The organism is Klebsiella sp. V115_8 (genome assembly GCF_029967715.1).
Taxonomy (GTDB): Bacteria; Pseudomonadota; Gammaproteobacteria; order Enterobacterales; family Enterobacteriaceae; genus Klebsiella; species Klebsiella quasipneumoniae.
On the sequence record NZ_JASCAR010000043.1, the window covers coordinates 25921 to 51637 of the forward strand.

Here is a 25717-nt window from a genome sequence, read left to right on the forward strand (position 1 = left end):
GGGGTTCGCAATGCGTAAGCAATGGCTGGGGATCTGCATAGCAGCGGGGCTGCTGGCGGCATGTTCGAGTGATGACGTGCAACAAAAGACGGTCAGTACTCCACAGCCGGCCGTCTGTAATGGCCCGACGGTTGAGATCAGCGGCGCCGATCCGCAGTATGAAACGCCGAACGCGACGGCGAATCAGGATTATGAGCGCGACGGTAAGCGCTACAACATCGTCCAGGATCCGGCAAACTTTACTCAGGCCGGTTTCGCGGCGATCTATGACGCGGAACCCAACAGCAACCTGACCGCCAGCGGTGAAACCTTCGACCCGACGCAGTTGACCGCGGCGCACCCGACGCTGCCGATCCCGAGCTATGCGCGGATCACCAACCTCGCCAACGGGCGCATGATCGTCGTGCGGATTAACGATCGCGGTCCCTACGGCAACGATCGGGTTATCTCACTCTCCCGCGCGTCCGCCGACCGCCTGAACACCTCGAATAACACCAAAGTGCGTATCGACCCGATCATCGTCGCACCTGACGGTTCGCTTTCCGGCCCGGGAATGGCTTGTACCACCGTCGCCAAACAGACTTACGCCCTGCCCGCCCGTCCGAATCTGGACGGCGGTGACGCCGCTGGCATGAGCCAGCCCGCGCCCACTGACGTTCGCCCGATCAGCAACAGCACGCTGAAGCCGGAAGACAGCGTTGGCGCACCGGTGAACAGCGGCGGTTTTCTCGGCGCCCCGACGCCGCTGAACAGCGGCGTGCTGGAGAGCAGCGAACCCGCAGCCGCCGCCGCGACGGCACCTGCCGCCGGCGCCACGCCAGCAGCGCCGGTAACCGCGCCCGGCTCCATCCAGGGTAGCGTCGCGCCCGCAGCAGCCACCGCCGCAGCCGCCGGCGCCGTTGCCGCTTCGTCTTCCGCCGCCTCCAGCGCCAGCGGTAGCTTTGTCGTGCAGGTGGGCGCAGTGAGCGACCAGGCGCGGGCGCAGCAGTATCAGCAGCGTCTGAGCCAGCAGTTCTCTGTGCCAGGCCGGGTCATGCAAAACGGCGCGGTGTGGCGTATTCAGCTGGGGCCGTTTGCCGACAAGGCGCAGGCCAGCGCCGTTCAGCAGCGCCTGCAAAGCGAAGCGCAGCTGCAGTCCTTTATTACTCGCGCCAACTAAAGGCCGCGGGCAGCCCGTTCACCTTGCGCATGTAAAAGTCATTAACAAACTCATGCGCAATGTCGGATGCTGGCCCGCAGAGCATTTGCTATAGTAAGGCACTTTTTTTAACTCCATCACGGATGCCGTTGTTCTGACCATGAAGACCTCTTTCACCGCTCGTTTACTCATCACGGCGCTCTCCGTTGCAGCGCTCTCCTCCGCTGCCCGCGCCGATGACCTGAATATCAAAACGATGATCCCAGGCGCCCCGCAGATTGACGCCGAATCCTGGATCCTTATCGATTACAACTCTGGCAAGGTGCTGGCTGAAAACAACGCCGACTCCCGCCGCGACCCGGCCAGTCTGACCAAAATGATGACCAGCTATGTTATCGGTCAGGCGATGAAAGCGGGCAAATTCAAAGAGTCCGATCTGGTCACCGTCGGCAACGACGCCTGGGCCACCGGCAACCCGGTATTCAAAGGCTCTTCCCTGATGTTCCTCAAGCCGGGGATGCAGGTGCCGGTTTCCCAGCTGATCCGCGGTATCAACCTGCAGTCCGGTAACGATGCCTGCGTGGCGATGGCCGACTATGTCGCCGGCAGCCAGGACGCCTTCGTCAGCCTGATGAACAACTACGTCAACGCCCTCGGCCTGAAAAACACCCATTTCCAGACTGTTCACGGCCTCGATGCTGACGGCCAGTTCAGCTCGGCGCGCGACATGGCGCTGATTGGCCAGGCGCTGATCCGCGACGTGCCGAACGAGTACTCCATCTATCGTGAGAAAGAGTTCACTTTCAACGGTATCCGCCAGCTGAACCGTAATGGCCTGCTGTGGGATAACAGCCTGAACGTCGACGGCATCAAAACCGGCCACACCGACAAAGCGGGCTACAACCTTGTCGCTTCCGCCACCGAAGGGCAGATGCGTCTGATCTCGGCGGTAATGGGCGGCCGGACGTTCAAAGGGCGTGAGTCGGAAAGCAAAAAACTGCTGACCTGGGGCTTCCGCTTCTTCGAAACCGTCAACCCAATTAAAGCCGGCAAAGAGTTTGCTTCCGAACCGGCCTGGTTCGGCGACAGCGATCGCGCTTCGCTGGGGGTGGATAAAGACGTCTACCTGACCATCCCGCGCGGCCGGATGAAAGATCTGAAAGCCAGCTACGTGCTGAATAACACTGAGCTGCACGCCCCGCTGCAGAAAAACCAGGTCGTCGGCACCATTAACTTCCAGCTGGATGGTAAAACCATTGACCAGCGCCCGCTGGTGGTGCTGCAGGAAATTCCGGAAGGTAATTTCTTCGGTAAAATGATTGATTACATTAAATTAATGTTCCACCACTGGTTTGGTTAAAAATCGAACACTTGAAAGTGTGATTTCCATCCCCATATACTATTCATCCAAGTAACCTGATAACTCCCGCCCTTGGTGGGAGTTATTATTTTGTCGTAACACCGGAGCTGACATGAAAACCAAACTTAACGAACTGCTTGAATTCCCTACGCCATTTACTTACAAAGTAATGGGGCAGGCGTTGCCTGAGCTGGTTGATCAGGTGGTGGAAGTGGTACAGCGCCATGCGCCTGGTGATTACTCGCCGTCAGTAAAACCGAGCAGCAAAGGTAACTACCACTCGGTCTCCATCACCATCAACGCCACTCACATTGAACAAGTGGAAACGCTGTACGAAGAGTTAGGCAATATCGATATCGTTCGGATGGTGCTGTAACCTTTTCCCTGACCCGGCCGCCGTGCCGGGTCTTCTCATTCCCTCCCGCACGGCTGTGATATACTCCCCGACCTGAATTCTCTCTTCCCGGCGGAGATGTTGTTTTGCAGCACAATAAAATTCTAATCCGGCAGCTTGGCCTGCAACCTTACGAACCCGTCTCGCAGGCGATGCACGAATTTACCGACGCCCGTGATGAAGATACCCTTGATGAGATCTGGCTGGTGGAACATCACCCGGTCTTCACCCAGGGTCAGGCCGGCAAAGCGGAACATCTGCTGGTGCCCGGTGATATTCCGGTGATCCAGAGCGATCGCGGCGGCCAGGTAACCTATCACGGCCCGGGACAGCAGGTAATGTACGTCCTGTTGAACCTCAAGCGCCGCAAGCTGGGCGTGCGTGAACTGGTGACGCTGCTGGAGCAAACGGTCGTCAATACCCTTGCCGAATACGGTATTGAGTCGCACCCCCGCGCCGATGCCCCTGGCGTCTACGTCGGCGATCGCAAAATATGCTCTCTGGGGCTGCGGATCCGCAAAGGCTGCTCTTTCCACGGCCTGGCGCTCAATATCGCGATGGATCTGACGCCGTTTCTGCGTATCAACCCCTGCGGCTATGCCGGTATGGAGATGACGCAAATGCGCCAGTGGCAGCCGGAAGCCACTCCGGAGACAGTGGCTCCGCGGCTGGTCGCCCATCTGCTGGCGCTGCTGAACAATCCCCCGCACGAATACCTTCCTCAGGGTTAAGGGCAGACCAGCGCCCCGCTGACGGCGGGGTGCTGAACGAGTAACACATTATTTTTGCAATCAATTGTCACGCACGGCAACGCGGTGGGCCGCTATACTTGGCCTATCATTCCCAACCGGACTCATCGCGTGCCAGAGAATACGCCGCCGTCAGAATCTCCTGACCGACAGGACGAACGTTACGACCGTCAGATGTTTCGCATCCTGCGTAATATTGACCTCAATCTGTTGACCATCTTCGAAGCCGTGTACGTACACAAAGGTATCGTCAATGCCGCGAAGATACTCAATATCACGCCGTCGGCCATTAGCCAGTCAATAAACAAACTGCGGGCGCTGTTCCCCGATCCGCTGTTTATCCGTAAAGGCCAGGGCGTAACGCCCACCGCCTATGCCACCCATCTTCACCAGTACATCAGCCGCGGTATGGAGGCTTTCCTCAGCGCGCTGGATATCACCGGCAGCCCGCATCAGCAGCGGGTGATCACTATCGCCACCACGCCAGCGATGGGGGCGCTGCTGATGCCTGGCCTGGCCAGCGCGCTGAAGCCGGTCTTTCCGCAGATCCTGCTGCACAACATCGCCCTCACCGACGCCGCGCGGCAGCTTGACCAGCGCCAGGTGGATTTGTTGATTGATACCCATCTGCACAGCGGCCAGGCGATAAGCCATCACGTGCTGTATCAGGAACGGGTGCAGATGTACTGCCGCGCTGGGCATCCCGCGCTGGAGGGTCCGCAGGATGAATCCGCCCTTGCACAATACGAGTTTGCGCTGCTGCTGCCGGAAGGCCAGCGCTACCCTACGCTGCACCGTCGGCTGCAGGAGGAGATGGGCGAGCGCCGCTGCGGTTTCAGCACCTTCAACCTGCTAACCCAGGCGGCAATGATCGCCGAGAGCGACATGCTGGGGCTGACCACCGAGCGCCTGTTCGCCATGGTATCCCGTCTCTGGCCGCTGCAGACCCTGGACTTCCCCTCCCTGCGGGAAGAGCAGATTGATGTTGCGCTGCACTTCAATAAGCAGAGCGGGAAAGAGCCATTGCTGAAAGAGATCATTGAGACCGTGATCCAGGCGTTTAAGGCGTAGCGCACGGAAGGGAAAAGGATAAAACAACAACTATTTTACAATTTGCCGGGCAGGCAGGCTGCTTTCTGCCCCTTTTCAATGGTATACTGCCTGCTCTTGATTCAAAAATAGTTGATAATTGCAACATTTCATTGAATTAATTCGCTTTCCTTCGTGACTCGCAACTGGAACACGCACGCTATGAGTAAACCCATTGTGATGGAACGCGGTGTTAAGTACCGCGACGCCGATAAAATGGCCCTTATCCCGGTGAAGAACGTGGCAACTGAGCGTGAAGCTCTGCTCAGAAAACCGGAATGGATGAAAATCAAACTTCCGGCAGACTCGTCCCGTATCCAGGGAATCAAAGCAGCGATGCGTAAGAACGGCCTGCACTCCGTGTGCGAAGAGGCCTCCTGCCCGAACCTTGCAGAGTGCTTCAACCACGGTACCGCGACCTTTATGATCCTCGGCGCGATCTGTACCCGCCGTTGCCCATTCTGCGACGTGGCGCATGGCCGCCCGGTCGCGCCAGATGCGAACGAGCCACAGAAGCTGGCGCAAACTATCGCCGATATGGGGCTGCGCTACGTGGTGGTCACTTCGGTGGACCGTGACGACCTGCGCGATGGCGGCGCACAGCATTTTGCCGACTGCATCAGCGCCATTCGCGAGAAAAACCCGACGATTAAAATCGAAACACTGGTCCCGGATTTCCGCGGCCGCATGGATCGCGCCCTTGATATTCTGACGGTGACCCCGCCGGACGTCTTCAACCACAACCTCGAAAACGTACCGCGCCTCTATCGTCAGGTGCGTCCGGGCGCGGATTACAACTGGTCGCTGAAGCTGCTGGAGCGTTTTAAAGAAGCGCACCCGGAGATCCCGACAAAATCCGGCCTGATGGTGGGCCTGGGCGAAACCAACGACGAGATCATCGAAGTCATGCGCGACCTGCGCCGTCATGGCGTCACCATGCTGACATTAGGCCAGTATCTGCAGCCGAGCCGTCACCACCTGCCAGTGCAGCGTTACGTTAGCCCGGAAGAGTTTGAAGAGATGAAAGCGGAAGCCATGGCGATGGGCTTCACCCACGCCGCCTGCGGCCCCTTCGTTCGCTCTTCCTATCACGCCGACCTGCAGGCTAAAGGGATGGAAGTTAAATAACCTGCCGCTTCTCCCGCTGCGTCACGTCCTGGCGCAGCGGCGCTCTCCGCTTCATTCGCTTCGCCTTCCCGTAACAGTTAGTTGCATCTTTCCTGCGCGGCGTCGACAAAAACAACAAAGGCCGCAACGTCAAACGTCGCGGCCTCTTCGCCGTACCACCCGCATCCCGCCAGGGGACGCAGCCGGAGAATTACTCTTTATGAGAGAGCTTCTGCGCCGGTGCTTCGTCTTCAGCGGTGGTTTTTTTCGCGCTATCGTCATCTTCGTTCATGGCTTTTTTAAAGCCCTTGATAGCCGACCCCAGGTCGCCGCCCAGCGTACGTAATTTCTTGGTACCAAACACTAAGATAATCAGTGCTGCGACTACCAGCAGTTTGGTAATACTAATCTCACCCATAGCTAACCTTCTTCTCTATACAAGCTGCGAATACGCCATCATACACGCATTTATCCGTCATATTGTAATCCACCTGTGCGTGGGCTGCGTGATTCAGCCCGAGGCCTCCCCTCCGGGAGTGAGCGCTGGGGTGTCCGTCCTGACGTGCACAGCGAATTATTGGGATAAACAATACGGGTATTTGGCGCGCGGACACAATAGCAATCTGTAACAAGGTGAATCAAGCCTTGTTTAAAAAAACGTCACAATAATTGCGGTGGCGCAAACCGTCGGTTCTGCAGCACCGGCAAACGCTCGCGAACCCGCGCAAGGTAGTCTGCGGAAATATCGGCATAGATCAGCTGCGGCTCGCTCCCCGCGCCCGCCACGGTGGTCCCCAGCGGATCGACGATGCGGCTCTGCCCGATGTTACGCGTCCCGCATTCGCCTGCCGCCACGACGTAGCAGGTCGTGTCCAGCGCGCGCGCCGCCAGCAGCGTCGCCCAGTGATGCTCTTTTTGCGGCCCTTTCACCCATGCGGTGGGCAGCACCAGCAGCTGCGCCCCGTTCAGCGCCAGCGACAGCGCCAGCTCCGGAAAACGCAGATCGTAACAGGTCATCAGGCCAACGCGGAAACCCGCCACTTCAATCACCGGCGGGATTTGCCGGCCGGGATCCACCCGCCGGGACTCCTGCATTGCGAAGGCGTCGTATAAATGAAGTTTGTGATAATGTGCAATAACCTTCCCTTCACGCAATACCACCAGCGTGTTGGTTGCTCTCCCCTCCCCCGACGGCACATGCAGCGTCAGGATCGTCGTCAGGCCGTTACGCGCGCTCTCGGCCAGCAGCAGCTGTAAAAACTCTCCATCCAGCGTTTGGGCCGATTTCACCGACAGATCCGGGTCGTTGTCATCACGTGCCAGCAACGCCTCCGGCAGCACCAGCAGCGCCGCCCCTTCACGCGCCGCCTGCTGCATCATCGCCACACAAGTTTGCGCATTCGTCCGCCATACTGGCGTGACGATAAACTGCCCTGCCGCTACCCGCATGTTTTTCTCCCGTCAGGTTATGAATAGCCAATTGCGCCTGTTGCGCGCTACACTTGACACTCTCTTACATCAAATAGCAGGAAACGACCGTGTTTCAACTTCTTTGCGCCGTTTTTATTGGCGGCGGCACCGGCAGCGTTTTGCGCTGGTGGCTCGGCATGAAGCTCAATCCTGTGCACCATGCTATCCCGATTGGGACGCTGACTGCCAACCTGTTAGGCGCCTTTGTGATCGGCGCCGGGCTGGCGTGGTTTAATAGACTGACCGGCATTGACCCGATGTGGAAACTGCTGATCACCACGGGTTTCTGCGGCGGGTTGACCACCTTCTCCACCTTCTCTGCGGAAGTGGTGTTTCTTCTGCAGCAGGGGCGAGTGAGCTGGGCGCTCCTCAACGTCGCGGTGAACTTGCTGGGCTCGTTTGCCATGACGGCTGTCGCCTTCTGGCTCTTCTCGCAGGCCGCCAGCCGCTAAAGGCGTAATCAACAGGCAAAAAAAAACCCGCTGATTAGCGGGTTTTTATATTCTACTGACGCGTTGCTTACAGAGCGATTACGTTTGCAGCAGAAGGGCCTTTGGCACCGTTAGTGATTTCGAACTCTACGCGCTGACCTTCAGCCAGAGTTTTGAAACCGTTGGACTGGATTGCAGAGAAGTGTACGAATACATCTTTGCTGCCATCTTCCGGAGTAATGAAACCGAATCCTTTGGACTCATTAAACCACTTAACGTTACCTTTAATCTTAGACATCAAAATTACCTTTATATGAAAAATCGACACTAATGCTGTGTCGGGTATCAGTACACCAATTGTGGTACCTTTTGTCCAGTGCAACTTTGCTAAAAAGTGATAAAAGTCGCTATCTTTTTTAGTGGGTAACGCTTTAGTCCTTGTTTTTCCACAAGACGCATCGCTTATCTCATTTATTGCTAAGACTTAGCGAATTAAAACTGTATGCGAGCCCAGGCGAAGTAAACGTTACCGTTATTGTAGGTACCGGGAATATAGGTCATCTGGAACGTTGCCGGACCGTAACCTATTGACGCTAAGGGCAAGATCACCGGAATCGGGATGTAGTTCCAGTTATCGCGCGCCGTCACCCCGAGGGTATAGCCGAGACCGAGGCGGAAGTTCTGGTCCGTCAGCGGACGCCAGGTTTTCTCCCAACCGTAGCCGCCGATGGGTTCCCACTTATTGAAAGAGTCTTTAAACGCCATCAGGTACAGGCCGTGCCAGTTCCCTTTCTCATCCCAGCGCGAAACGCCGAAGCCTGCCCCCCACGGACGTTCATTATACTTGTCCGTCTTTTCCTTATCATAAGCAAAGCGCGCGTGCCAGGTGATGGCTGGAACGTACAGATCATAGTGCTCCGGCTCATTCCAGGTCTGCGCAACGTTATTACTTAAGGTATGGTAACCTTCGCTAAGGGTCGATGAAAACGACGCGCTGGCGTTTCCGGATACCAATAACCATCCTAAAAAACCAAGAGAAAACAATGAAAAACGACGTAACATCAACACTTTTCTATTACCACTTTCATTTAAAAGCCACCTAAGATAGCAAAGATAGTCTCAATACAGGTTGAACGAAATAAGGCAAACTCCTGATTTTCGCCCGCTGACCATCAGAACCGCTTAACTATCCATCTGGTGATTATATCCAGGCGGGACGGGAGGGGCGTAGTTCTTATCGCTTTATTGATTTGCATCAGCGAGTTTCGTCCGTTTTTTCGGCACATTCGCACATTAAAATTTGGTGTGGCGCTTTTTAACTACATATTCTTTGGGCTTAGGGGAAATGAATGCTGACGTTTGTTGAGATCCTGATCGGGATTGCGGTCATTGTGGGCGTCGCCCGCTATATCATTAAGGGCTATTCAGCCACCGGCGTGCTGTTCGTCGGCGGCTTAATATTGCTGATCGTCAGCGCCCTGCTGGGTCATAAAGTCTTACCAGGCAATACCGAGGGCACCGGTTACTCCGCCACTGACATTATTGAATACATTAAGATTCTACTCATGAGCCGTGGCGGCGATTTGGGTATGATGATCATGATGCTGTGCGGCTTCGCCACCTATATGACGCATATTGGCGCCAATGATATGGTGGTGAAATTAGCCTCAAAGCCATTACGCTATATCAATTCGCCCTATCTGCTGATGATTGCCGCCTACTTTGTCGCCTGCCTGATGTCGCTGGCCGTCTCCTCCGCGACCGGCCTCGGCGTCCTGCTGATGGCGACGCTGTTCCCGGTGATGGTAAACGTCGGTATCAGCCGCGGTGCGGCGGCGGCCATCTGCGCCTCCCCGGCGGCGATTATCCTTTCGCCTACCTCGGGTGACGTCGTGCTGGCGGCAAAAGCGGCCGAAATGCCGCTGATCGACTTTGCCTTCAAGACCACGCTGCCGATCTCCATCGCCGCTATCATCTGCATGGCGATCGCTCACTTCTTCTGGCAGCGCTACCTGGATAAAAAAGAGAACATTTCCCACGAAATGCTCGACGTCAACGAGATCACCACCAATGCCCCGGCGCTGTACGCCATCCTGCCGTTTACCCCGATTATTGGCGTACTGATCTTTGATGGCAAATGGGGGCCGGAACTGCACATTATTACCATCCTCGTCGGCTGCATGCTGCTGGCGGCGATCCTCGAATTCCTGCGCGGGTTCAACACCAAAAACGTCTTCAGCGGACTGGAAGTCGCCTACCGCGGGATGGCTGACGCCTTCGCCGGGGTGGTGATGCTGCTGGTCGCCGCCGGCGTTTTTGCTCAGGGATTAAGCACCATCGGCTTCATCAACGGTCTGATCTCCATCGCCACTTCCTTCGGCTCGGCCAGTATTATTCTGATGCTGGTGCTGGTGATCCTGACCATGCTGGCGGCGATGACCACCGGCTCCGGCAATGCCCCGTTCTACGCCTTTGTCGAGATGATCCCCAAGCTGGCGCACTCCTCCGGCATCAATCCCGCCTATCTGTCGATCCCGATGCTGCAGGCCTCTAATCTTGGCCGCACGATCTCGCCGGTCTCCGGCGTGGTGGTGGCCGTCGCCGGGATGGCGAAGATCTCCCCGTTCGAAGTGGTCAAACGCACCTCGGTGCCGGTGATGGTTGGCCTGCTGGTGGTGATTGTCGCGACCGAGATCCTCGTCCCGGGCAGCGCGGTCCACTAATGGTCTAACCACGTGAAAAGGCGCCAGCAGGCGCCTTTTTTATGCTTTAATAACTCCCCGTTATCTTTTGCCATCCACAATCAGGAATAAACATGTTCAGGAAGGAATTCGCCGCGCTTGCCCTTGTGCTTACCGCCACTCAGGCCGGCGCTGAACCGCTCACCGCGACGCGATACGCTGATTTTGACCGCTATGTCCTGGCCCTCTCCTGGCAAACCGGATTCTGTCAGAGCATGTATGACCGTAACCGCAACGAACCGGAAGAGTGCCGCCTGCAGCAGGAAACCGCGAATAAAGCCGATTTTCTGACCGTGCACGGCCTGTGGCCCGGGCTGCCAAAGTCCATTGCCGCGCGCGGAGTGGATGAACGACGCTGGATGCGCTACGGCTGCGCCACGCGCCCGCTGCCCGACATGCCGGAGGTGAAAGCGAACCGCAAATGTCAGGCGGCGGAGACGGGATTGTCGCTGGAGATGGCCAACAAACTGAATAGCGTAATGCCGGGCGCGGGCGGCACCTCCTGCCTCGAACGTTACGAATATGCCAAACATGGTGTCTGCTTCGGCTTCGATCCCGACAGCTATTTTGGCGCCATGGTGCGCCTGAACGGGGAAATTAAGCGCAGCCCGGTTGGTGATTTCCTTGCCAAACACTATGGCCAAACCGTCAGCCGGGCCGACTTCGACGCCGCCGTGGCCCGCGCCTGGGGTCCGCAGAGCGTGAAGGCGTTTAAATTAACCTGTAACGGCAATCCTGCCTATTTGACCGAGATGCAAATCTCGCTCAACGCCGCGACCATCAACGCCCCACTGGCCACCTCCGCCTTTCTGCCCCAGCCTCACCCGGGTAACTGCGGCGCGCAGTTTATCCTCGATAAGGTTGGCCACTAGCGCAACGCGGCATACTGTTCAGAAAACGTCCTTCGCCGGAGGCGTTGCGCGCTGATTGTGCGTTTCATCACTTCAAACTGCCGGCAACTCTCAGTATGATGGGAGAACCTTAACCCTTGCCTTTTTCGGCGAGGGTTTTCTTTTACGGACAGGTTCCTGGATAACATGGAGTATGCAATGACCAGACCCGCAATCATCATTAACGAACTGGATGCCGAACGTATCGACAGGCTGCTGGAGCAGCCGGCTTTCGCCAGCTCGCCGGTTGCCGATGCCCTGAACGACGAGCTCGACCGCGCGCAAATGCTGGCGCCGGAAGCGATGCCGCACGATGTCGTCACCATGAACAGTACGGTTAAATTCCGCGATTTAACCAGCGGCGAAGAGCGCGTGCGGACGCTGGTGTTTCCGACGCAGGTGACCGACAGCGCCAGCCAGCTCTCCGTCCTCGCGCCGGTGGGCGCCGCGCTGCTCGGCCTCAAGGTCGGCAGCACCATTCACTGGGAGCTGCCGGGCGGGGCGTCGACGCACCTGGAAGTGCTGGCGCTGCTGTACCAGCCGGAAGCCGCTGGCGAATTCCACCGTTAATCCCCGCTGCCTGAGGCGTATCGCGCTTTATTCAGAGGATGTCCACACATCCTCTTTCTGCTGTCTTTCCCCCCGCTAACCTTTTTTACGCTTTGCGCCTGCCTGACTGACAGTTTTGCGACCTGAATGACACAATATCCGCATATAATATGTTGATATAGACGCAAACGAACAAGGAGGATTGCATATGTATAAGACTATCATTATGCCGGTTGATGTCTTTGAGATGGCGCTGAGCGATAAAGCCGTCCGGCATGCGGAGTTTCTGGCCCAGCAGGACGGGGTGATCCATCTGCTCCACGTCTTACCCGGTTCAGCGAGCTTCACGATGAGCCGTTTTACCGCCGACCTGCGGCGTTTTGAGGAACATCTGCAGCACGAGGCGGAAACCCGCCTGCAGACCATGGTCAGCCATTTCAGCATTGACCCATCGCGGATCAAGCTGCATGTGCGTTTCGGCAGCGTGCGCGACATGGTCAACGAACTGGCCAGCGAAATAAACGCCGACGTGGTGGTGATTGGCTCACGCAATCCCTCCATCAGTACCCACCTGTTGGGCTCCAACGCCTCGAGCGTCATCCGTCACGCCCATATTCCGGTGATGGTCGTCAGGTAAGGCTGAGGAAAAGCGCATAAAAAAAGAGGCTACCCCCGGGTAGCCTCTTTGTTATGCAGGTCTATTGTCTGACTTGTTATGCGGTTTTCGTGCGGATCAGATAGTCGAAGGCGCTCAGCGACGCTTTCGCCCCCTCCCCTGCCGCGATGATAATCTGCTTGTACGGCACGGTGGTGCAGTCACCGGCGGCGAATACGCCTTTAACGTTGGTTTCGCACTTCGCATCGATGATGATCTCGCCCATGCGGTTACGCTCAACCGCGCCTTCCAGCCAGGTGGTATTAGGCAGCAGGCCGATCTGCACGAAGATGCCCGCCAGCGCGACGTGATGCTCATCGCCGCTCACCCGGTCACGATACTGCAGACCGGTGACCTTGCTGCCGTCGCCTTTCACTTCCGTGGTCTGCGCATTGAGAATGATGTCGACATTCTTCAGACTGCGGACTTTATCCTGCAGCACCTGGTCGGCCTTCATCTCCGGTGCGAATTCCAGCAGGGTCACGTGTTCCACGACGCCCGCCAGGTCGATGGCGGCTTCCACGCCGGAGTTCCCCCCGCCGATCACCGCCACGCGCTTACGTTTAAACAGCGGGCCATCGCAGTGCGGGCAGTAGGTTACGCCCTTGGTGCGATACTGATCTTCGCCCGGCACGTTCATGTTGCGCCATTTCGCCCCGGTGGCAATGATGACGCTGCGCGCCTTCAGCACCGCGCCGGAGGCGGTTTCGATCTGATGCAGGCCGCCCTCTGTCGCCGCTGGCGTCAGTTTGGTCGCGCTCTGGGAGTCGATCACATCGACGTTATAGTCGCTAACGTGCGCTTTCAGGGCCCCGGCCAGCTTCTGGCCTTCGGTTTTCGGCACCGAAATGTAGTTTTCGATATCCACGGTATCCAGCACCTGGCCGCCGAAGCGCTCGCCCATCAGGCCGGTACGAATCCCTTTACGCGCAGAGTAAACCGCGGCCGCCGCGCCGGACGGGCCGGAACCGACGATCAGCACATCGTAAGCGTCACGCTGATTCAGCTCTTCCGCTGCGCGTTTTTCCGCACCGGTGTCCACTTTGGCGACGATTTCCGTCAGCGTCATCCGCCCCTGACCAAACTCCTGGCCGTTCATGAACACCGCCGGCACGCCCATCACGTTGCGCTCGGTGATCTCATTCTGGAAAGTACCACCGTCAATCGCCGTATGTTTGATACGCGGGTTGAGCACCGCCATCAGGTTCAGCGCCTGGACCACGTCCGGGCAGTTATGGCAGGAGAGCGAGTAGTAGGTTTCAAACTCGAAGTCGCCATCGATATCGCGGATCTGCTCCAGCAGAGACTGAGCCTCTTTCGACGGATGACCGCCGGTCCACAGCAGCGCCAGCACCAGCGAGGTAAACTCGTGGCCCAGCGGGGAGCCCGCAAAGCGTGGGCCCTGGTCGGAACCGGGGTTAGTAATCAGGAACGATGGCTTGCGTACCGCCAGCGTATTGTCTTCTTTAAAGGTGACTTTGTCTGACAGTTCAGCAATTTCAGCCAGCAGTTCCCTGATTTCTGCCGATTTAGCGCTGTCATCCAGCGTGGCAATCAGCTCAACAGGCTTGGTCAGCTTCTCAAGATAGGCCTTGAGCTGGGTTTTCATGTTGGTGTCGAGCATTGTTATCTCCTGGGCTTAAAACATCATCATGCAAGCGGCCTCGTCCAGGCAGCCTGAATGCGCTTGCATCATGGTGTTGGAATGAAATGGGCGCAGGTGCGCCCATGACTGAAGTAATTTCCAAAGTATTTCGCGTCAGAGCAAGGCGGCTAGCCTGAGAATCCCCGAGAGCTTACTGAAGTAAGCGACCGGGGTGAGCAGGCGACGCCAACGCAGCTATGGCATGAAAGACGACGGAAATTTTAATTCACCAGTATTTCGCGTTAGAGCAAGGCGGCAAGCTTATGAACCCCCGGGAGCTTACACGAGTAAGTGACCGGGGTGATTAAGCGCAGCCAACGCCGCTATGATGCGAAAGACGCCGTGATTATTAGATTTTGCCGACCAGGTCCAGGGATGGAGCCAGCGTCGCTTCGCCTTCTTTCCATTTCGCCGGGCACACTTCGCCTGGGTGGGAAGCAACATACTGCGCCGCTTTGATTTTACGCAGCAGGTCAGACGCGTCACGGCCGATACCTTCAGCGGTAACTTCGATCGCCTGGATGATACCCTGCGGGTCAACCACGAAGGTGGCGCGGTCAGCCAGACCTTCATCTTCACGCATGTTGTCAAAGTTACGGGTCAGGGCGCCAGTCGGGTCGCCAATCATCGCGTATTTGATTTTCGCGATGGTTTCAGAGCTGCTGTGCCACGCTTTGTGGGTGAAGTGGGTATCGGTAGAAACAGAGTAAACGTCTACGCCCAGCTTCTGCAGTTCTTCGTAATGGTCAGCCACGTCGCCCAGTTCGGTCGGGCAGACGAAGGTGAAGTCAGCCGGATAGAAGAAGAAGACGCTCCAGCGGCCTTCGGTGTCTTTCTCGGTGACTTCGATGAATTCACCATTTTTGAATGCCTGGTTTTTGAACGGTTTGATTTTGGTGTTAATTAAGGACATCTATACTTCCTCCGTGTTTTCGTTGAGGTCTAAGTTAACGAATTTTTCCTGACCCGACCAATGCGTTTACATTATCGAATCAATAAGCGTTATCTAACAACCGGAACAAGACAACAATGTGAACCTGTCGACGCGTTCAGCGCAGTTCGCTGTTTTTCGCATCATTTGCCGCGACAAAAGTAAAAAGGCCACCCTTTCAGGCGGCCCCGTTACCTGAAATACCCGAAGGTAGGTTCAGCGCCAGTCAGACTGGCTATGTGTTGCGCTCTACATTACCTTAATGTAACAGCATCCAGGATTACATCACCCACGCCAGGAAAGGGCAATCCGTCGTTCTGCTGATCCTGCCTATAACTGTAATAGGTTTGGCAATGTTTCTTCCTTTCCTGCTGATTTTACAAGGAATACTCATGTTAAAACGTCTGCTGTTGCTCAGCCTTTTGCCTTTTTGTAGCTATGCGGAAGAACTGCCCGCCCCGGTAAAAGCAATTGAAAAACAGGGCATTACCATCATCAAACCCTTTGACGCGCCGGGGGGAATGAATGGCTGGCTGGGGAAATACCAGGATATGGGCGTCGCCATCTACCTCACGCCTGACGGCAAACATGCCATTTCCGGTTATATGTACGACGAAAACGGCAACAACCTCAGCGAGCAGTTATTTCAAAAAGCGCTCTACACGCCGGCGGGACAGGAGATGTGGAAGAAGATGGCCAGCGCCCACTGGCTGCAGGATGGCGACAAAGACGCCCCCATCGTGCTGTATGTCTTTGCCGATCCCTTCTGCCCTTACTGCAAACAGTTCTGGCAGCAGTCCCGTCCCTGGGTGGAGGCCGGTAAAGTGCAGATCCGCACCCTGCTGGTGGGCGTGATCAAGCCGGAGAGCCCGGCCACCGCCGCGGCGATCCTCGCCAGTAAAGATCCGGCGAAAACCTGGCACGATTACGAGCAATCGAACGGCAAAATGGCCCTGACGATACCGAAGGCTATCCCGCCGGAGAAGATGAAAATGCTCAACGTCAACCAGCAGCTAATGGACGATCTGGGGGCCAACGTCACGCCAGCTATTTATTATATGAATAAGGATAATATGCTGCAGCAGGTGGTCGGCCTGCCGGATAAAGAGAAGCTGTCTATTATGATGGGTGAAAAAGAGTAATTTCGTCCCGGTGTGGCGCCTGGCGAATCCGACCGCTGGTGCCACTGCCGATAGTAAGATATATTAAGCAAAACTTAATTTTATTTGCCCACAATTAAATTCACACCGCAAATACTAAGACGAAATATATTATCGTTAGAAATATTTTAACTTACACTGGCAATAAACAGGACTGTGTTAATGGCAAATCTTTACGATCTGAAAAAGTTCGATCTAAATTTATTGGTTATTTTTGAATGTATCTATCAGCATTTAAGCATCAGCAAAGCGGCGGCGATGTTATTTATCACCCCGTCAGCGGTAAGTCAGTCATTGCAGCGTCTGCGTCAGCAGTTAGACGATCCGCTATTTGTGCGCGTCGGGAAGGGAATGACGCCCACCACCGCCTGCGTGAATCTTCATTACCACCTGCAGCAAAATCTGGAGCAGCTGGAAAAAACGATCAATCTCAATAACCGCTCCGATCTGCGTAAACGTATTGTAATATATGGCCCCCCGCTGTTCTGTTCAGTAAACAGCCACTTTATGATTAACCAGCTTTGTCATCAGGCCAACTTGCAAATTGAACACCATAACCTGACCACCACCGAATCGGCAGAGGAGCTGCTGGCATATCGCCAGGCTGACCTGGTGTTCACCCGAATGCCCATCACCAACCGCGCCACCATCTGTCAGCCCTATCAGACGGTGCAGACCCTCGCGGTGTGTCGGACGAACCATCCGCGGCGCGAGGCGCTCACGTCAGTTGACGCGCTGGCGCAGGAGTTTTTCACCCACTATATTACCAACGATCCCGTTATCCAGCGCGTTCAGCAAAGCAGCACGCCCTGGCTGAACCCGCGTAATATTGCCTTTCGCAGCGACTCTTTTATGACCATTCTTAACATGATCAATAAAACCGATCTGATTGGTTTCTTGCCGTCCTATTTATATGATTTTATTTCGCCAGCCATGCAACTTCACGTCCTCGATATAAACGAACTTTTTCCAGACATTACGATATATATTAACTACCATCAATCATCCGCACAAAATCATTTTTTATCTGAATTAATCACCATTTTAATGAATGACAGAGAGATATCACGTCCCCAATTCAATAACAGCCAATAACGATCCAACTTATTGACCCTCCCCAAGGGAAAGGAAAGTCGTCCATTAATTTCCCGCTCGTCATCGTTTATACTGAGCGAACGGGAATCTCTAGTATTAAAGGATTAATGGTCATGTCGTTTATCAAATATCCCTTAGCGGAATCGGTGCTGCAGGCGACGGAGCAGCGGATCGATTGGGTTATGGATAATTTTTCACGCATTTGCGTCTCTTTCTCTGGCGGAAAAGACTCTACCGTTATGCTCCATTTAACCGCGCAGGCAGCGCGGTTACAGGGTAAGAAAATCAGTGTGCTGTTTATTGACTGGGAAGCGCAGTTCTCCTGCACCATCGCTCACTGTGAAAAACTGCGCGCCCTCTATCAGGATGTTATCGATACCTTTTACTGGGTCGCTCTGCCGCTCACTACCCAAAATGCCCTGACGCAGTATAAGCCGCAATGGCAATGCTGGCAGCCCGGCACCGCCTGGGTCCGCCAGCCCCCCTCCTGGGCCATTACCCACCCGGGCTATTTTTCGTTTTATCAGCCGGGGATGAGCTTTGAAGCCTTCGTCAGCCACTTTGCCGAGTGGTTTTCACAGCGCCGTCCCGCCGCCGTGCTGGTGGGTATTCGGGCAGATGAGTCGCTGAATCGCTTTATGACCATCTCTTCTCAGCGAAAACAGCGCTTCGCCGACGATAAACCGTGGACCACCTCGGCGCCGGGCGGCCACGCCTGGTATATCTACCCGATCTATGACTGGAAAACCGCCGATATCTGGACCTGGTTTGCTAAAAGCGGCCAGCCCTATAACCCGCTGTACGACCTGATGTATCAGGCCGGTGTGCCGCTGCGCTATATGCGCATCTGCGAGCCCTTCGGTCCGGAGCAGCGCCAGGGGCTATGGCTGTACCATGTGCTGGAGCCGGAGCGCTGGGCCGCGATGTGCCAGCGGGTGAGCGGCGCGCACAGCGGCGGCGTCTATGCCGGGCATGATAATCAATTCTACGGTCACCGAAAAATCGACAAACCGGACCATTTGACATGGAAAAGCTATGCGCTGTTTCTGCTCGACAGCATGCCGGAAACCACCGCCGAGCATTACCGCAATAAGATCGCCGTCTACCTGCGCTGGTACCAGAAAAAAGGCATGGAAGAGATCCCCGATACTCAGCCCGCGGACGTTGGCACCAAAGATATCCCCTCCTGGCGACGGATCTGCAAAGTGCTACTCAATAATGACTACTGGTGCCGCCAGCTCTCCTTCAGCCCAACCAAAAGCAGCCACTATCAGCGCTACCGAAAACGTATGGAAAAACATCGCCAACAATGGGGGATATTATGCAACAACAACTAACGCAGGCGCTGGAGGATTTCCTGCAAACGCTGGATGACGAAGCGCGTATTGAGGCTATCAACGCGTTTCGCCAGGTGCTCCACCAACATAGCCCCTTCCGCTCGCAGCCCGTTGACTGTGTGCTGTGGGTCAAACAGGAGCAGGTTATCCCGAACGACTATAATCCGAATAACGTGGCGCCGCCGGAGAAGCGCCTGCTGCAGACCTCGCTGGAGGCCGATGGCTTTACCCAGCCGGTGGTGGTCATCAGGCAGGGACCGCAGGGGTACGCGATTGTCGACGGTTTTCACCGCCATGAGCTGGCCTGCAGCAAAGCGTCGCTGAAAAAAAAGCTGAAAGGCTATCTACCGGTCACCTGCCTGACGCATGAAAACGCCTCACGCGACGGGCTGATGGCAGCGACAATACGCCACAACCGGGCGCGCGGACGCCACCAAATCCACGCCATGTCAGATATTGTCCGCGAGCTAACCCGGCTCGGCTGGACGCCGCAGAAGATCGGCAAAGAGCTGGGGATGGATGCCGATGAGGTGCTGCGCCTGAAGCAAATTAGCGGCCTGGCAGAGATGTTCGCCGACCGCCAGTTCTCTCAGGCGTGGACCATAAAGTAACTACAGCTCGCACAAACGCGCCGCCGCGGCCAGCAGGGTCTCCGGTTGTTTAGCGAAGCACAAGCGGATCAGCTTGTGCGGGAACGGGTCGGCGCAGAAGACGGAGAGCGGGATCGCCGCCACCCCAACCTCTGTCGTCAGCCAGCGGCAGAAGCTGACGTCGTCAAGGTCGGAGATGGCGCTGTAGTCCGCCAGCAGGAAATAGGTCCCCTCACAGGGCAGGAGCTCCAGCCGGCTGGGGCGCAGCGCCTCAATAAACAGATCGCGGCGTTCACGATAAAAGGCCGGTAGTTCTCGGTAGTGATCCGGCGCCTCGCGCAGCATGTCGGCGATCGCCAGCTGCGCCGGGGTATTTACCGAGAAGGTCAGATACTGGTGCACCTTGCGCAGCTCCGCGCTGATGGCCGCCGGAGCCACGCAGTAGCCAACCTTCCAGCCGGTCATATGAAACGTTTTGCCAAACGAAGAGACCGCCACCGCCCGCTCGCGCAATAGCGGATGCGCCAGCACGCTGGCGTGGCCGTCCTCGGCAAAGTTGATATGCTCATAGACCTCGTCGCTGAGAACATAGATCTCGCGTTCAGCAATCGCCTGCCACAGGGCGGCAAAATCCTCGCGTTGCCAGACCGTGGCCGAGGGATTGTGCGGGGTGTTGAGGATCACCAGCCGGGTTTTGTCGCTCAGCGTCGCGGCAAACTGCTGCCAGTCGACGCGAAAATGCGGCGGCTGAAGGGCAATACGGCGTAATTCGCCGCCGGCCAGCGCCACCGCGGGAGCATAGCTGTCGTAGCTGGGATCGAAACAGACCACCTCGTCGCCGCGGCGCACCAGAGCGGTAATCGCCGCGTACAGGGCCTCTGTCGCCCCGGCGGTGACCGTAATATCGCTGTTGACGTCGGGTCGATATCCATACCGCTCCGCCGTCTTGTCAGCGATCGCCTCGCGCAGCGCCGGCACGCCGGTCATCGGGGCATACTGATTCGCCCCCTGCGCCACGTGGTACGCCAGACGCTCCTGAAGATAGCGCGGGCCGTCGAAATCGGGAAAGCCCTGCGACAGGTTTATGGCCTGATGCTGCTGGGCGAGAGCGCTCATCTGGGTAAAAATGGTGGTGCCAAGTGACGGGAGTTTACTCTCTGGAATCAATGGGTTATTACTCATTCTTTTTGTACCGATTGTAATGCTGTTGTTGAAGCCACTATAACACGATGTTAATATTTGGCAATCAAGACGCTTAGACGTCTAAATGCTAATGTTATTCCACGCTACGCCCACTCTGGAGAAACCATGATCCGCGCCATCGTGACCGACATAGAAGGCACCACCAGCGATATCCGCTTCGTGCATAACGTGCTGTTCCCCTACGCCCGCGAACGACTGGCCGGCTTTGTGACCGCTCAGCAGCACGCTGAACCGGTGAGAACGATCCTCGACAACTTGCGCCGCGAGACAGACGCCCCCGCCGCCAGCACCGCCGACCTGATTGCTACCCTCTTCGCTTTTATGGACGAAGATCGGAAATCCACTGCGCTGAAGGCGCTGCAGGGGATCATCTGGCGCGATGGCTACCTCAACGGCGACTTTACCGGCCATCTCTACCCGGACGTGCTGCCGGCGCTGGAGAAATGGAAAGCACAGGGCATTGATCTGTATGTATATTCTTCTGGCTCCGTGGCAGCGCAGAAATTGTTATTTGGCTACAGCGATGAAGGTGATATTACTCATCTGTTTACGGGCTATTTCGATACCCTGGTAGGCGCCAAACGCGAAGCGCAGTCCTACCGCAACATTGCTGAACACCTGGGCCACGCCCCCGGGGCCATCCTGTTCCTGTCGGATATCCATCAGGAACTCGACGCCGCCGAAGCCGCGGGGTTGCGCACTGTCCAGCTGGTACGCGGCGACCGCGACCCGGCAAGCCGCCACCCTCAGGTTCAGCGTTTTGACGACATTCATCCGGAGCAGATCCCAGCATGAGCGCATTAACCCTTTTTTCCGTGAAAGATCCGCAAACGCCGGTCTGGCACAGCACCGACGCCAAAGCGATTCAGGAGCAGCTTAACGCCAAAGGCATCCGTTTTGAGCGCTGGCAGGCTGACCGCGATCTCGGCGCGGCCCCCAGCGCAGAAACAGTGATTGCCGCCTATCAGCATGCGATTGACAAACTGGTCGCCGAAAAGGGCTATCAGAGCTGGGACGTCATCAGCCTGCGCGCCGATAACCCGCAGAAAGAGGCGCTGCGGGAAAAATTCCTGAACGAACACACTCATGGCGAAGACGAGGTCAGGTTTTTTGTTGAGGGCGCCGGCCTGTTCTGCCTGCACATTGGCGACGAGGTATTCCAGGTGCTGTGCGAAAAGAACGATCTGATTTCGGTTCCCGCCCACACTCCGCACTGGTTTGATATGGGTTCAGAACCGAACTTCACCGCCATTCGCATTTTTGATAACCCGGAAGGCTGGATCGCCCAGTTTACCGGCGACGATATCGCCAGCGCCTACCCACGGCTGGCGTAACGTCGCCCTGTCATCAGCCTTAAACCGCCTGGCGCGCGCTTTCCCGGAGGCGGCGCATACCGCGCCTTCTCCGGGATAGCCGACCCGCCGCCGGCGATCCCTGACACCTAAACCGCAATAAACTTCGGCGGGTCAAAGGCGGTGATCGGCGGCAGTTCCTCTCGCCACGGGGCGATCTCCACCCAACAGCTCTGGGCGCTACAGCCCTGTCCCAGACGCGAACTGCCGCGATCCGCGGTTAACACGTTGGGATTACCGTGCTTATCGAGGGATCCTTTTTCATTCGGATCCAGAGGGTCATACCACGCGCCGGTGAACATCTGTACCACCCCCGGCAAAATCTGCTCGCTCAGGTGCACGCCCGCCAGAATCGCCCCACGGTCGTTATACACTTTCACCACGCTGCCTTCGCGAATGTCTCTTGCCTGCGCATCCTGCGGATGCATCCACAACGGCTCGCGTCCCTGAATTTTCGTCGCCCGGCTGACGCTGCCGTGGTCGTACTGACTGTGCAGACGGGCGCGCGGCTGACTGGAGAGCAGATGAAGCGGCCAGCGCGCCGCCTCCTGTCGCTGCCGGGCGGCCTCTTCCTCATCCCACCAGGGATGGCCAGGGCATTCGCGATAGCCAAACCCGGCGACGGTAGCGGAAAAGAGTTCAATCTTGCCGGAGGGTGTGGAAAGCGGATAGCGCTGCGGATCGGCGCGAAAATCGGCGAGAAAGACCTGCGGCCGCGCCGGCGCGCTGTACTCCAGCACCCCTTGCTGCCAGAAGTCTTCGAACGAGGGCAGCGCAATGCCCTCCTCCTGCGCCCGCGGTCTTGACTCCTCATAGAGATGGCGCAGCCATTGCCCGGCGTCCCTCCTCTCGCTGAACTGTTCTCCGAAGCCCAACCGCCCGGCAAGATCGAGGAAAATAGCGTAATCATCACGCGCCTCGCCCACCGGCGGGATCTGCGCGCTCATGGCAATCATAAACCCGTCGTGACCGCCGCTGCCGATATCCTCTCGCTCCAGCGAGGTGGTAGCCGGCAGAACGATGTCGGAGAATTTGGCCTGCGCGGTCCAGTACTGCTCATGCACCACCACCGTCTCCGGACGGCGCCAGGCCTCGCACAGTCGGTTAATATCCTGATGATGATGAAACGCATTGCCTCCCGCCCAGTAGACCAGACGGATGTCGGGATAATGCAGCTGCTGACCGTCGAACTCATAGGCTTCTCCCGGGTGCAGCAGCATATCGGACAGCCGCGCCACCGGGATGACGCTGTCCACCGCATTCTCCCCGGCGGGCAAGCGCGGGCCGGAAAACGCTTTTCGCACCGCGCCCGCCAGGTTGGTACAGGCATAGCCAAACCCGAGGCCGCCGCCCGGCGTGCCGATCTGTCCCAGCAGCGCGGTCAGGGCTACCGTCGCCCAGTAGGCCTGCTCTCCCTGACGGGCGCGCTGGATAGACCAGGAGATATTCACCATCGTCCGGTGGCGGGCCATCTCCCGCGCCAGGTCGGCGATGCGCTGCGCGTCCAGGCCGGTTATCGCCGCCGCCCACGCCGGGGTTTTCGCCACGCCGTCATGCTCGCCCAACAGATAGGCGCGATAGGGGGCAAACCCGACGGTATGGCTGGCGACAAACGCCTGGTCGTAGAGGGACTCAGCGATCAGAACATAGCTCAGCGCCAGCAGCAGTGCGGTATCGGTACCCGGCCGAATGGCCAGCCACTCGGCGTCGGCCACCGCGCTGAGGTCATTGCGCACCGGACTGATATTAATAAACCGCGTGCCGTTGGCCTGCATCTTATCCAGCCAGTACGGCAGCATATGGTCATTGGCGCCGCCGCCGTTGACCTGGGCATTGCGCAGCGGCAGACCGCCAATCGCGACAAACAGCTGACACTCCCGCGCCAGCTCGGAAAAATGGGTATGCTGACGGTGCAGCGGGCTCAGCGGCCCGAGAATATGCGGCAGAATGCGCTCACCCGCGGCGCTGCTATAGGTATTGGTGCTGGCGGTATACCCGCCAAAGCCCTTAAGAAAACGGTGCAGCTGGCTCTGCGCATGGTGAAAGCGCCCGGCGCTGGCCCAGCCGTAGGAGCCGCCGTAAATCGCCTCATTGCCGCAGCGCGCCTTGACCGAGCGCAGCTCGCGAGCCACCAGGTCCAGGGCCACCTCCCAGCTGACTTCGACAAAGGGCTCCTTGCCTCGCCCTTCTCGTGACGCCGGCCCGTGCTGCAGATAGCCGACGCGCACCGCCGGGCGGCGAATGCGCGTTTGGCTGGTCACCGCGTCGGGGAGCGATTGACCGATGCGTGAGGGGTTTTTATCCCAGGGCACCGGCTTAACCGCCACGATCTCGCCCTCGCGGCTCTCCACCTGCCAGGTTCCCCAGTGCATCACCGTATAATTATGCTGTTTCTTCATAGCGCCCGCGTTCTTCTCAGCCTAAGGTTCGTTAAAATAAAGCGGGGAAATGCGGTAATATTCCTTACCCGGCCAGACATTGCTCTGCTAAAAAAAGCGTTAGCCCGCGCAATCTTCTCTTTTTCGCAGTAGAGGCCGTATTTCCCATGCACTCATAATATTAAGAAAACTGTCTTTATCCGCTAAATAAACACAGAACAAACCAAAAATAAAACCACAAAATAAAAAGGCCTACCCGGCATCATGAAATATTTTCAGGTTCTTCATGACAAAATAAACTTTTTCTCTGTCGTTTCCGCGATATAACATTGCCGGCATAACTTAGACTTATTTTGTATTTGAGGTGGCGAGGTGCTTCTTGTCATGCTACCGGTCCGCAACCACCTTCATCACAGGATCATAATAACAATGTCGCAGAAGAGAAAATTATTGCCTGCCGCACTGGGACTGCTTTCCCTTGCCTCGCTGAGCGTCACCGCCGCTGACGCCCTCTCCTTACAGGGAAAAACCATTGGCGTTGCCGTCGTAGGCACCCAGCATTTCTGGGATCGCGAGGCTTTCAAAGGCGCGACAGAGGAAGTGGAGAAGCTGGGGGGCAAAGTCATTGGCGTCGATGGCGGCCGGGATAATCAGGTTCATGCCAATAATCACGATATTTTACTGTCACGCAAGGTGGACGCGGTAATTAGTATTCTCGGCGACAGCGCCGTCGAACCCAAATTTAAAGCCTTACGTGATGCCGGCATCCCGGTATTCACCGTGGATCATGTTTCACAATATTCGGTCAACAATTCCACCTCCGATAACTACACTCTGGGCTCCACCATCGGTCGCTACATGGCGGACGAATTAGGCGGCAAAGGTAATGTGGCGGTATTTAACGCGTTCTCCAGCGCGCTGCGTATTTGCGGAATTCGCTACGATCAGTGGAAATATGTCCTTAAGGATTATCCGGATATTCATATTATCCAGCCTGAGCTCGCGGAACAGTTCGCCAACTCGCCGGAAGACGCGCGGAAGAAAACCCTCGAATTACTCAGCCAGTATCCGAAAGGCAAACTGGATGCCATCCATGTCGCCTGCTGGGATCAACCGGCCATCGGCATCGTCCAGGCGCTGGAAGAGACCGGTCGTGATAAGGACGTGAAAGTGACGGCCATCGATGCCGGCCCGGAGACACTGGAGATCATGGCGGAGCCCGGCAGCCCCTTCGTGGCTAACGTCGCGCAGCAGCCGCATCTGATCGGCCAGACCTCCGCCGATAACGTGGCCCGCTACTTTGCCGGTCAGAAACTGCCGGTGCAAACCTTTATCCCGGTCATACCGGTGAAAGGTCCGCAGGAAGCGAAAGCGGTGTATAAACAGTTGGGATACGGCGAACTGCAGTGATAAATCAACACCCTGGCGGGGAGCGCCCCGCCGCGGGTCTGGT

The 25717-nt window shown here is 56.9% G+C and carries 26 protein-coding genes; 18 read left to right on the forward strand and 8 right to left on the reverse strand.

From position 1 onward, the window contains the following. The first annotated feature begins 10 nt into the window (after positions 1-10). From rlpA to lipA, 6 genes are all read left to right on the forward strand, one after another. Entirely contained in the window at positions 11-1159 is a 1149-nt protein-coding gene (rlpA, locus tag QLG03_RS19660; RefSeq protein WP_060589627.1) for an endolytic peptidoglycan transglycosylase RlpA, read from the forward strand. Positions 1160-1298: 139 nt separating this feature from the next. After that, a complete protein-coding gene (gene dacA, locus QLG03_RS19665) occupies positions 1299-2498 on the forward strand; it encodes a D-alanyl-D-alanine carboxypeptidase DacA (protein ID WP_255988263.1) in 1200 nt (399 codons plus the stop codon). A gap of 112 nt (positions 2499-2610) precedes the next feature. Next, the gene (gene ybeD / locus QLG03_RS19670; RefSeq protein WP_002894474.1) at positions 2611-2874 is read left to right on the forward strand and encodes a DUF493 family protein YbeD; all 264 of its coding nucleotides are present in this window, start codon (positions 2611-2613) and stop codon (positions 2872-2874) included. 104 nt (positions 2875-2978) lie between these two features. Continuing rightward, positions 2979-3623 (forward strand): lipoyl(octanoyl) transferase LipB, encoded by a 645-nt coding sequence (gene lipB, locus QLG03_RS19675; RefSeq protein WP_023288830.1) that lies wholly within the window; start codon positions 2979-2981, stop codon positions 3621-3623. A 129-nt stretch (positions 3624-3752) separates the two neighbouring features. Continuing rightward, positions 3753-4712, forward strand: coding sequence for a YbeF family transcriptional regulator (locus tag QLG03_RS19680; protein WP_023288829.1), 960 nt, complete (start codon positions 3753-3755; stop codon positions 4710-4712). A 180-nt stretch (positions 4713-4892) separates the two neighbouring features. Further along, complete coding sequence (gene lipA, locus QLG03_RS19685) at positions 4893-5858, forward strand: lipoyl synthase (protein ID WP_023288828.1); 966 nt, start codon at positions 4893-4895, stop codon at positions 5856-5858. 190 nt (positions 5859-6048) lie between these two features. On the opposite strand, the gene tatE is transcribed toward lipA, so the two are convergent. Together tatE and QLG03_RS19695 are read right to left on the reverse strand one after the other, a co-directional pair. Continuing rightward, positions 6049-6255 (reverse strand): twin-arginine translocase subunit TatE, encoded by a 207-nt coding sequence (gene tatE, locus QLG03_RS19690; RefSeq protein WP_023288827.1) that lies wholly within the window; start codon positions 6253-6255, stop codon positions 6049-6051. A 242-nt stretch (positions 6256-6497) separates the two neighbouring features. After that, positions 6498-7286: a deaminated glutathione amidase gene (locus QLG03_RS19695; RefSeq protein WP_032455116.1), complete on the reverse strand. Its 789-nt coding sequence runs from the start codon at positions 7284-7286 to the stop codon at positions 6498-6500. Between the two features lie 89 nt (positions 7287-7375). Here QLG03_RS19695 and crcB point away from each other — a divergent pair, with 89 nt between their 5' ends. Next, positions 7376-7759 (forward strand): fluoride efflux transporter CrcB, encoded by a 384-nt coding sequence (gene crcB, locus QLG03_RS19700; RefSeq protein WP_002894459.1) that lies wholly within the window; start codon positions 7376-7378, stop codon positions 7757-7759. A gap of 67 nt (positions 7760-7826) precedes the next feature. On the opposite strand, the gene cspE is transcribed toward crcB, so the two are convergent. Continuing rightward, positions 7827-8036: a transcription antiterminator/RNA stability regulator CspE gene (gene cspE, locus QLG03_RS19705; protein ID WP_002439184.1), complete on the reverse strand. Its 210-nt coding sequence runs from the start codon at positions 8034-8036 to the stop codon at positions 7827-7829. Positions 8037-8230: 194 nt separating this feature from the next. Continuing rightward, positions 8231-8752, reverse strand: coding sequence for a lipid IV(A) palmitoyltransferase PagP (gene pagP, locus QLG03_RS19710; RefSeq protein ID WP_223171797.1), 522 nt, complete (start codon positions 8750-8752; stop codon positions 8231-8233). A 335-nt stretch (positions 8753-9087) separates the two neighbouring features. Here pagP and dcuC point away from each other — a divergent pair, with 335 nt between their 5' ends. The 4 genes from dcuC to uspG all read left to right on the forward strand — a co-directional run bounded on the left by dcuC (position 9088) and on the right by uspG (position 12555). Beyond that, a complete protein-coding gene (gene dcuC, locus QLG03_RS19715) occupies positions 9088-10461 on the forward strand; it encodes an anaerobic C4-dicarboxylate transporter DcuC (protein WP_023288824.1) in 1374 nt (457 codons plus the stop codon). A gap of 92 nt (positions 10462-10553) precedes the next feature. Then, a complete protein-coding gene (rna, locus tag QLG03_RS19720) occupies positions 10554-11351 on the forward strand; it encodes a ribonuclease I (protein ID WP_023288823.1) in 798 nt (265 codons plus the stop codon). A gap of 177 nt (positions 11352-11528) precedes the next feature. After that, entirely contained in the window at positions 11529-11939 is a 411-nt protein-coding gene (rnk, locus tag QLG03_RS19725; RefSeq protein WP_032455114.1) for a nucleoside diphosphate kinase regulator, read from the forward strand. Between the two features lie 187 nt (positions 11940-12126). Then, positions 12127-12555, forward strand: a complete 429-nt coding sequence (gene uspG, locus QLG03_RS19730) for a universal stress protein UspG (protein ID WP_002894401.1) — start codon at positions 12127-12129, stop codon at positions 12553-12555. Between the two features lie 76 nt (positions 12556-12631). Here uspG and ahpF read toward each other — a convergent pair whose 3' ends face one another. Further along, positions 12632-14197, reverse strand: coding sequence for an alkyl hydroperoxide reductase subunit F (gene ahpF, locus QLG03_RS19735; protein WP_255988269.1), 1566 nt, complete (start codon positions 14195-14197; stop codon positions 12632-12634). Positions 14198-14567: 370 nt separating this feature from the next. Further along, entirely contained in the window at positions 14568-15131 is a 564-nt protein-coding gene (gene ahpC, locus QLG03_RS19740) for an alkyl hydroperoxide reductase subunit C (protein ID WP_002894394.1), read from the reverse strand. A gap of 410 nt (positions 15132-15541) precedes the next feature. Between ahpC and dsbG the strand changes: the two genes are divergently transcribed. The 4 genes from dsbG to QLG03_RS19760 all read left to right on the forward strand — a co-directional run bounded on the left by dsbG (position 15542) and on the right by QLG03_RS19760 (position 19352). Further along, the gene (gene dsbG, locus QLG03_RS19745; protein ID WP_255988271.1) at positions 15542-16291 is read left to right on the forward strand and encodes a thiol:disulfide interchange protein DsbG; all 750 of its coding nucleotides are present in this window, start codon (positions 15542-15544) and stop codon (positions 16289-16291) included. Positions 16292-16471: 180 nt separating this feature from the next. Then, complete coding sequence (locus QLG03_RS19750; protein ID WP_044521604.1) at positions 16472-17404, forward strand: LysR family transcriptional regulator; 933 nt, start codon at positions 16472-16474, stop codon at positions 17402-17404. A gap of 113 nt (positions 17405-17517) precedes the next feature. Then, positions 17518-18741, forward strand: a complete 1224-nt coding sequence (locus QLG03_RS19755) for a DUF3440 domain-containing protein (RefSeq protein ID WP_048334386.1) — start codon at positions 17518-17520, stop codon at positions 18739-18741. Next, entirely contained in the window at positions 18726-19352 is a 627-nt protein-coding gene (locus QLG03_RS19760; protein ID WP_023288818.1) for a ParB/RepB/Spo0J family partition protein, read from the forward strand. The genes QLG03_RS19755 and QLG03_RS19760 overlap by 16 nt, the downstream gene beginning before the upstream one ends. On the opposite strand, the gene QLG03_RS19765 is transcribed toward QLG03_RS19760, so the two are convergent. Further along, positions 19353-20498, reverse strand: a complete 1146-nt coding sequence (locus QLG03_RS19765) for a pyridoxal phosphate-dependent aminotransferase (protein WP_074186690.1) — start codon at positions 20496-20498, stop codon at positions 19353-19355. It abuts the gene before it with no gap. Positions 20499-20639: 141 nt separating this feature from the next. Here QLG03_RS19765 and mtnC point away from each other — a divergent pair, with 141 nt between their 5' ends. Together mtnC and QLG03_RS19775 are read left to right on the forward strand one after the other, a co-directional pair. Next, entirely contained in the window at positions 20640-21329 is a 690-nt protein-coding gene (gene mtnC / locus QLG03_RS19770; protein WP_023288816.1) for an acireductone synthase, read from the forward strand. Further along, entirely contained in the window at positions 21326-21868 is a 543-nt protein-coding gene (locus tag QLG03_RS19775; protein WP_255988276.1) for an acireductone dioxygenase, read from the forward strand. Before mtnC ends, QLG03_RS19775 begins: the two co-directional genes overlap by 4 nt. Before the next feature lie 107 nt (positions 21869-21975). Here the strand turns inward: QLG03_RS19775 and QLG03_RS19780 are convergent, their stop codons facing one another. After that, a complete protein-coding gene (locus QLG03_RS19780; RefSeq protein ID WP_255988278.1) occupies positions 21976-24285 on the reverse strand; it encodes a molybdopterin-dependent oxidoreductase in 2310 nt (769 codons plus the stop codon). Positions 24286-24693: 408 nt separating this feature from the next. On the opposite strand from QLG03_RS19780, the gene QLG03_RS19785 reads away from it, so the two are divergent. Next, on the forward strand, positions 24694-25674 hold the full coding sequence (locus QLG03_RS19785; RefSeq protein ID WP_023288813.1) for a sugar ABC transporter substrate-binding protein: 981 nt from the start codon (positions 24694-24696) through the stop codon (positions 25672-25674). The last annotated feature ends 43 nt before the right edge of the window (positions 25675-25717 follow it).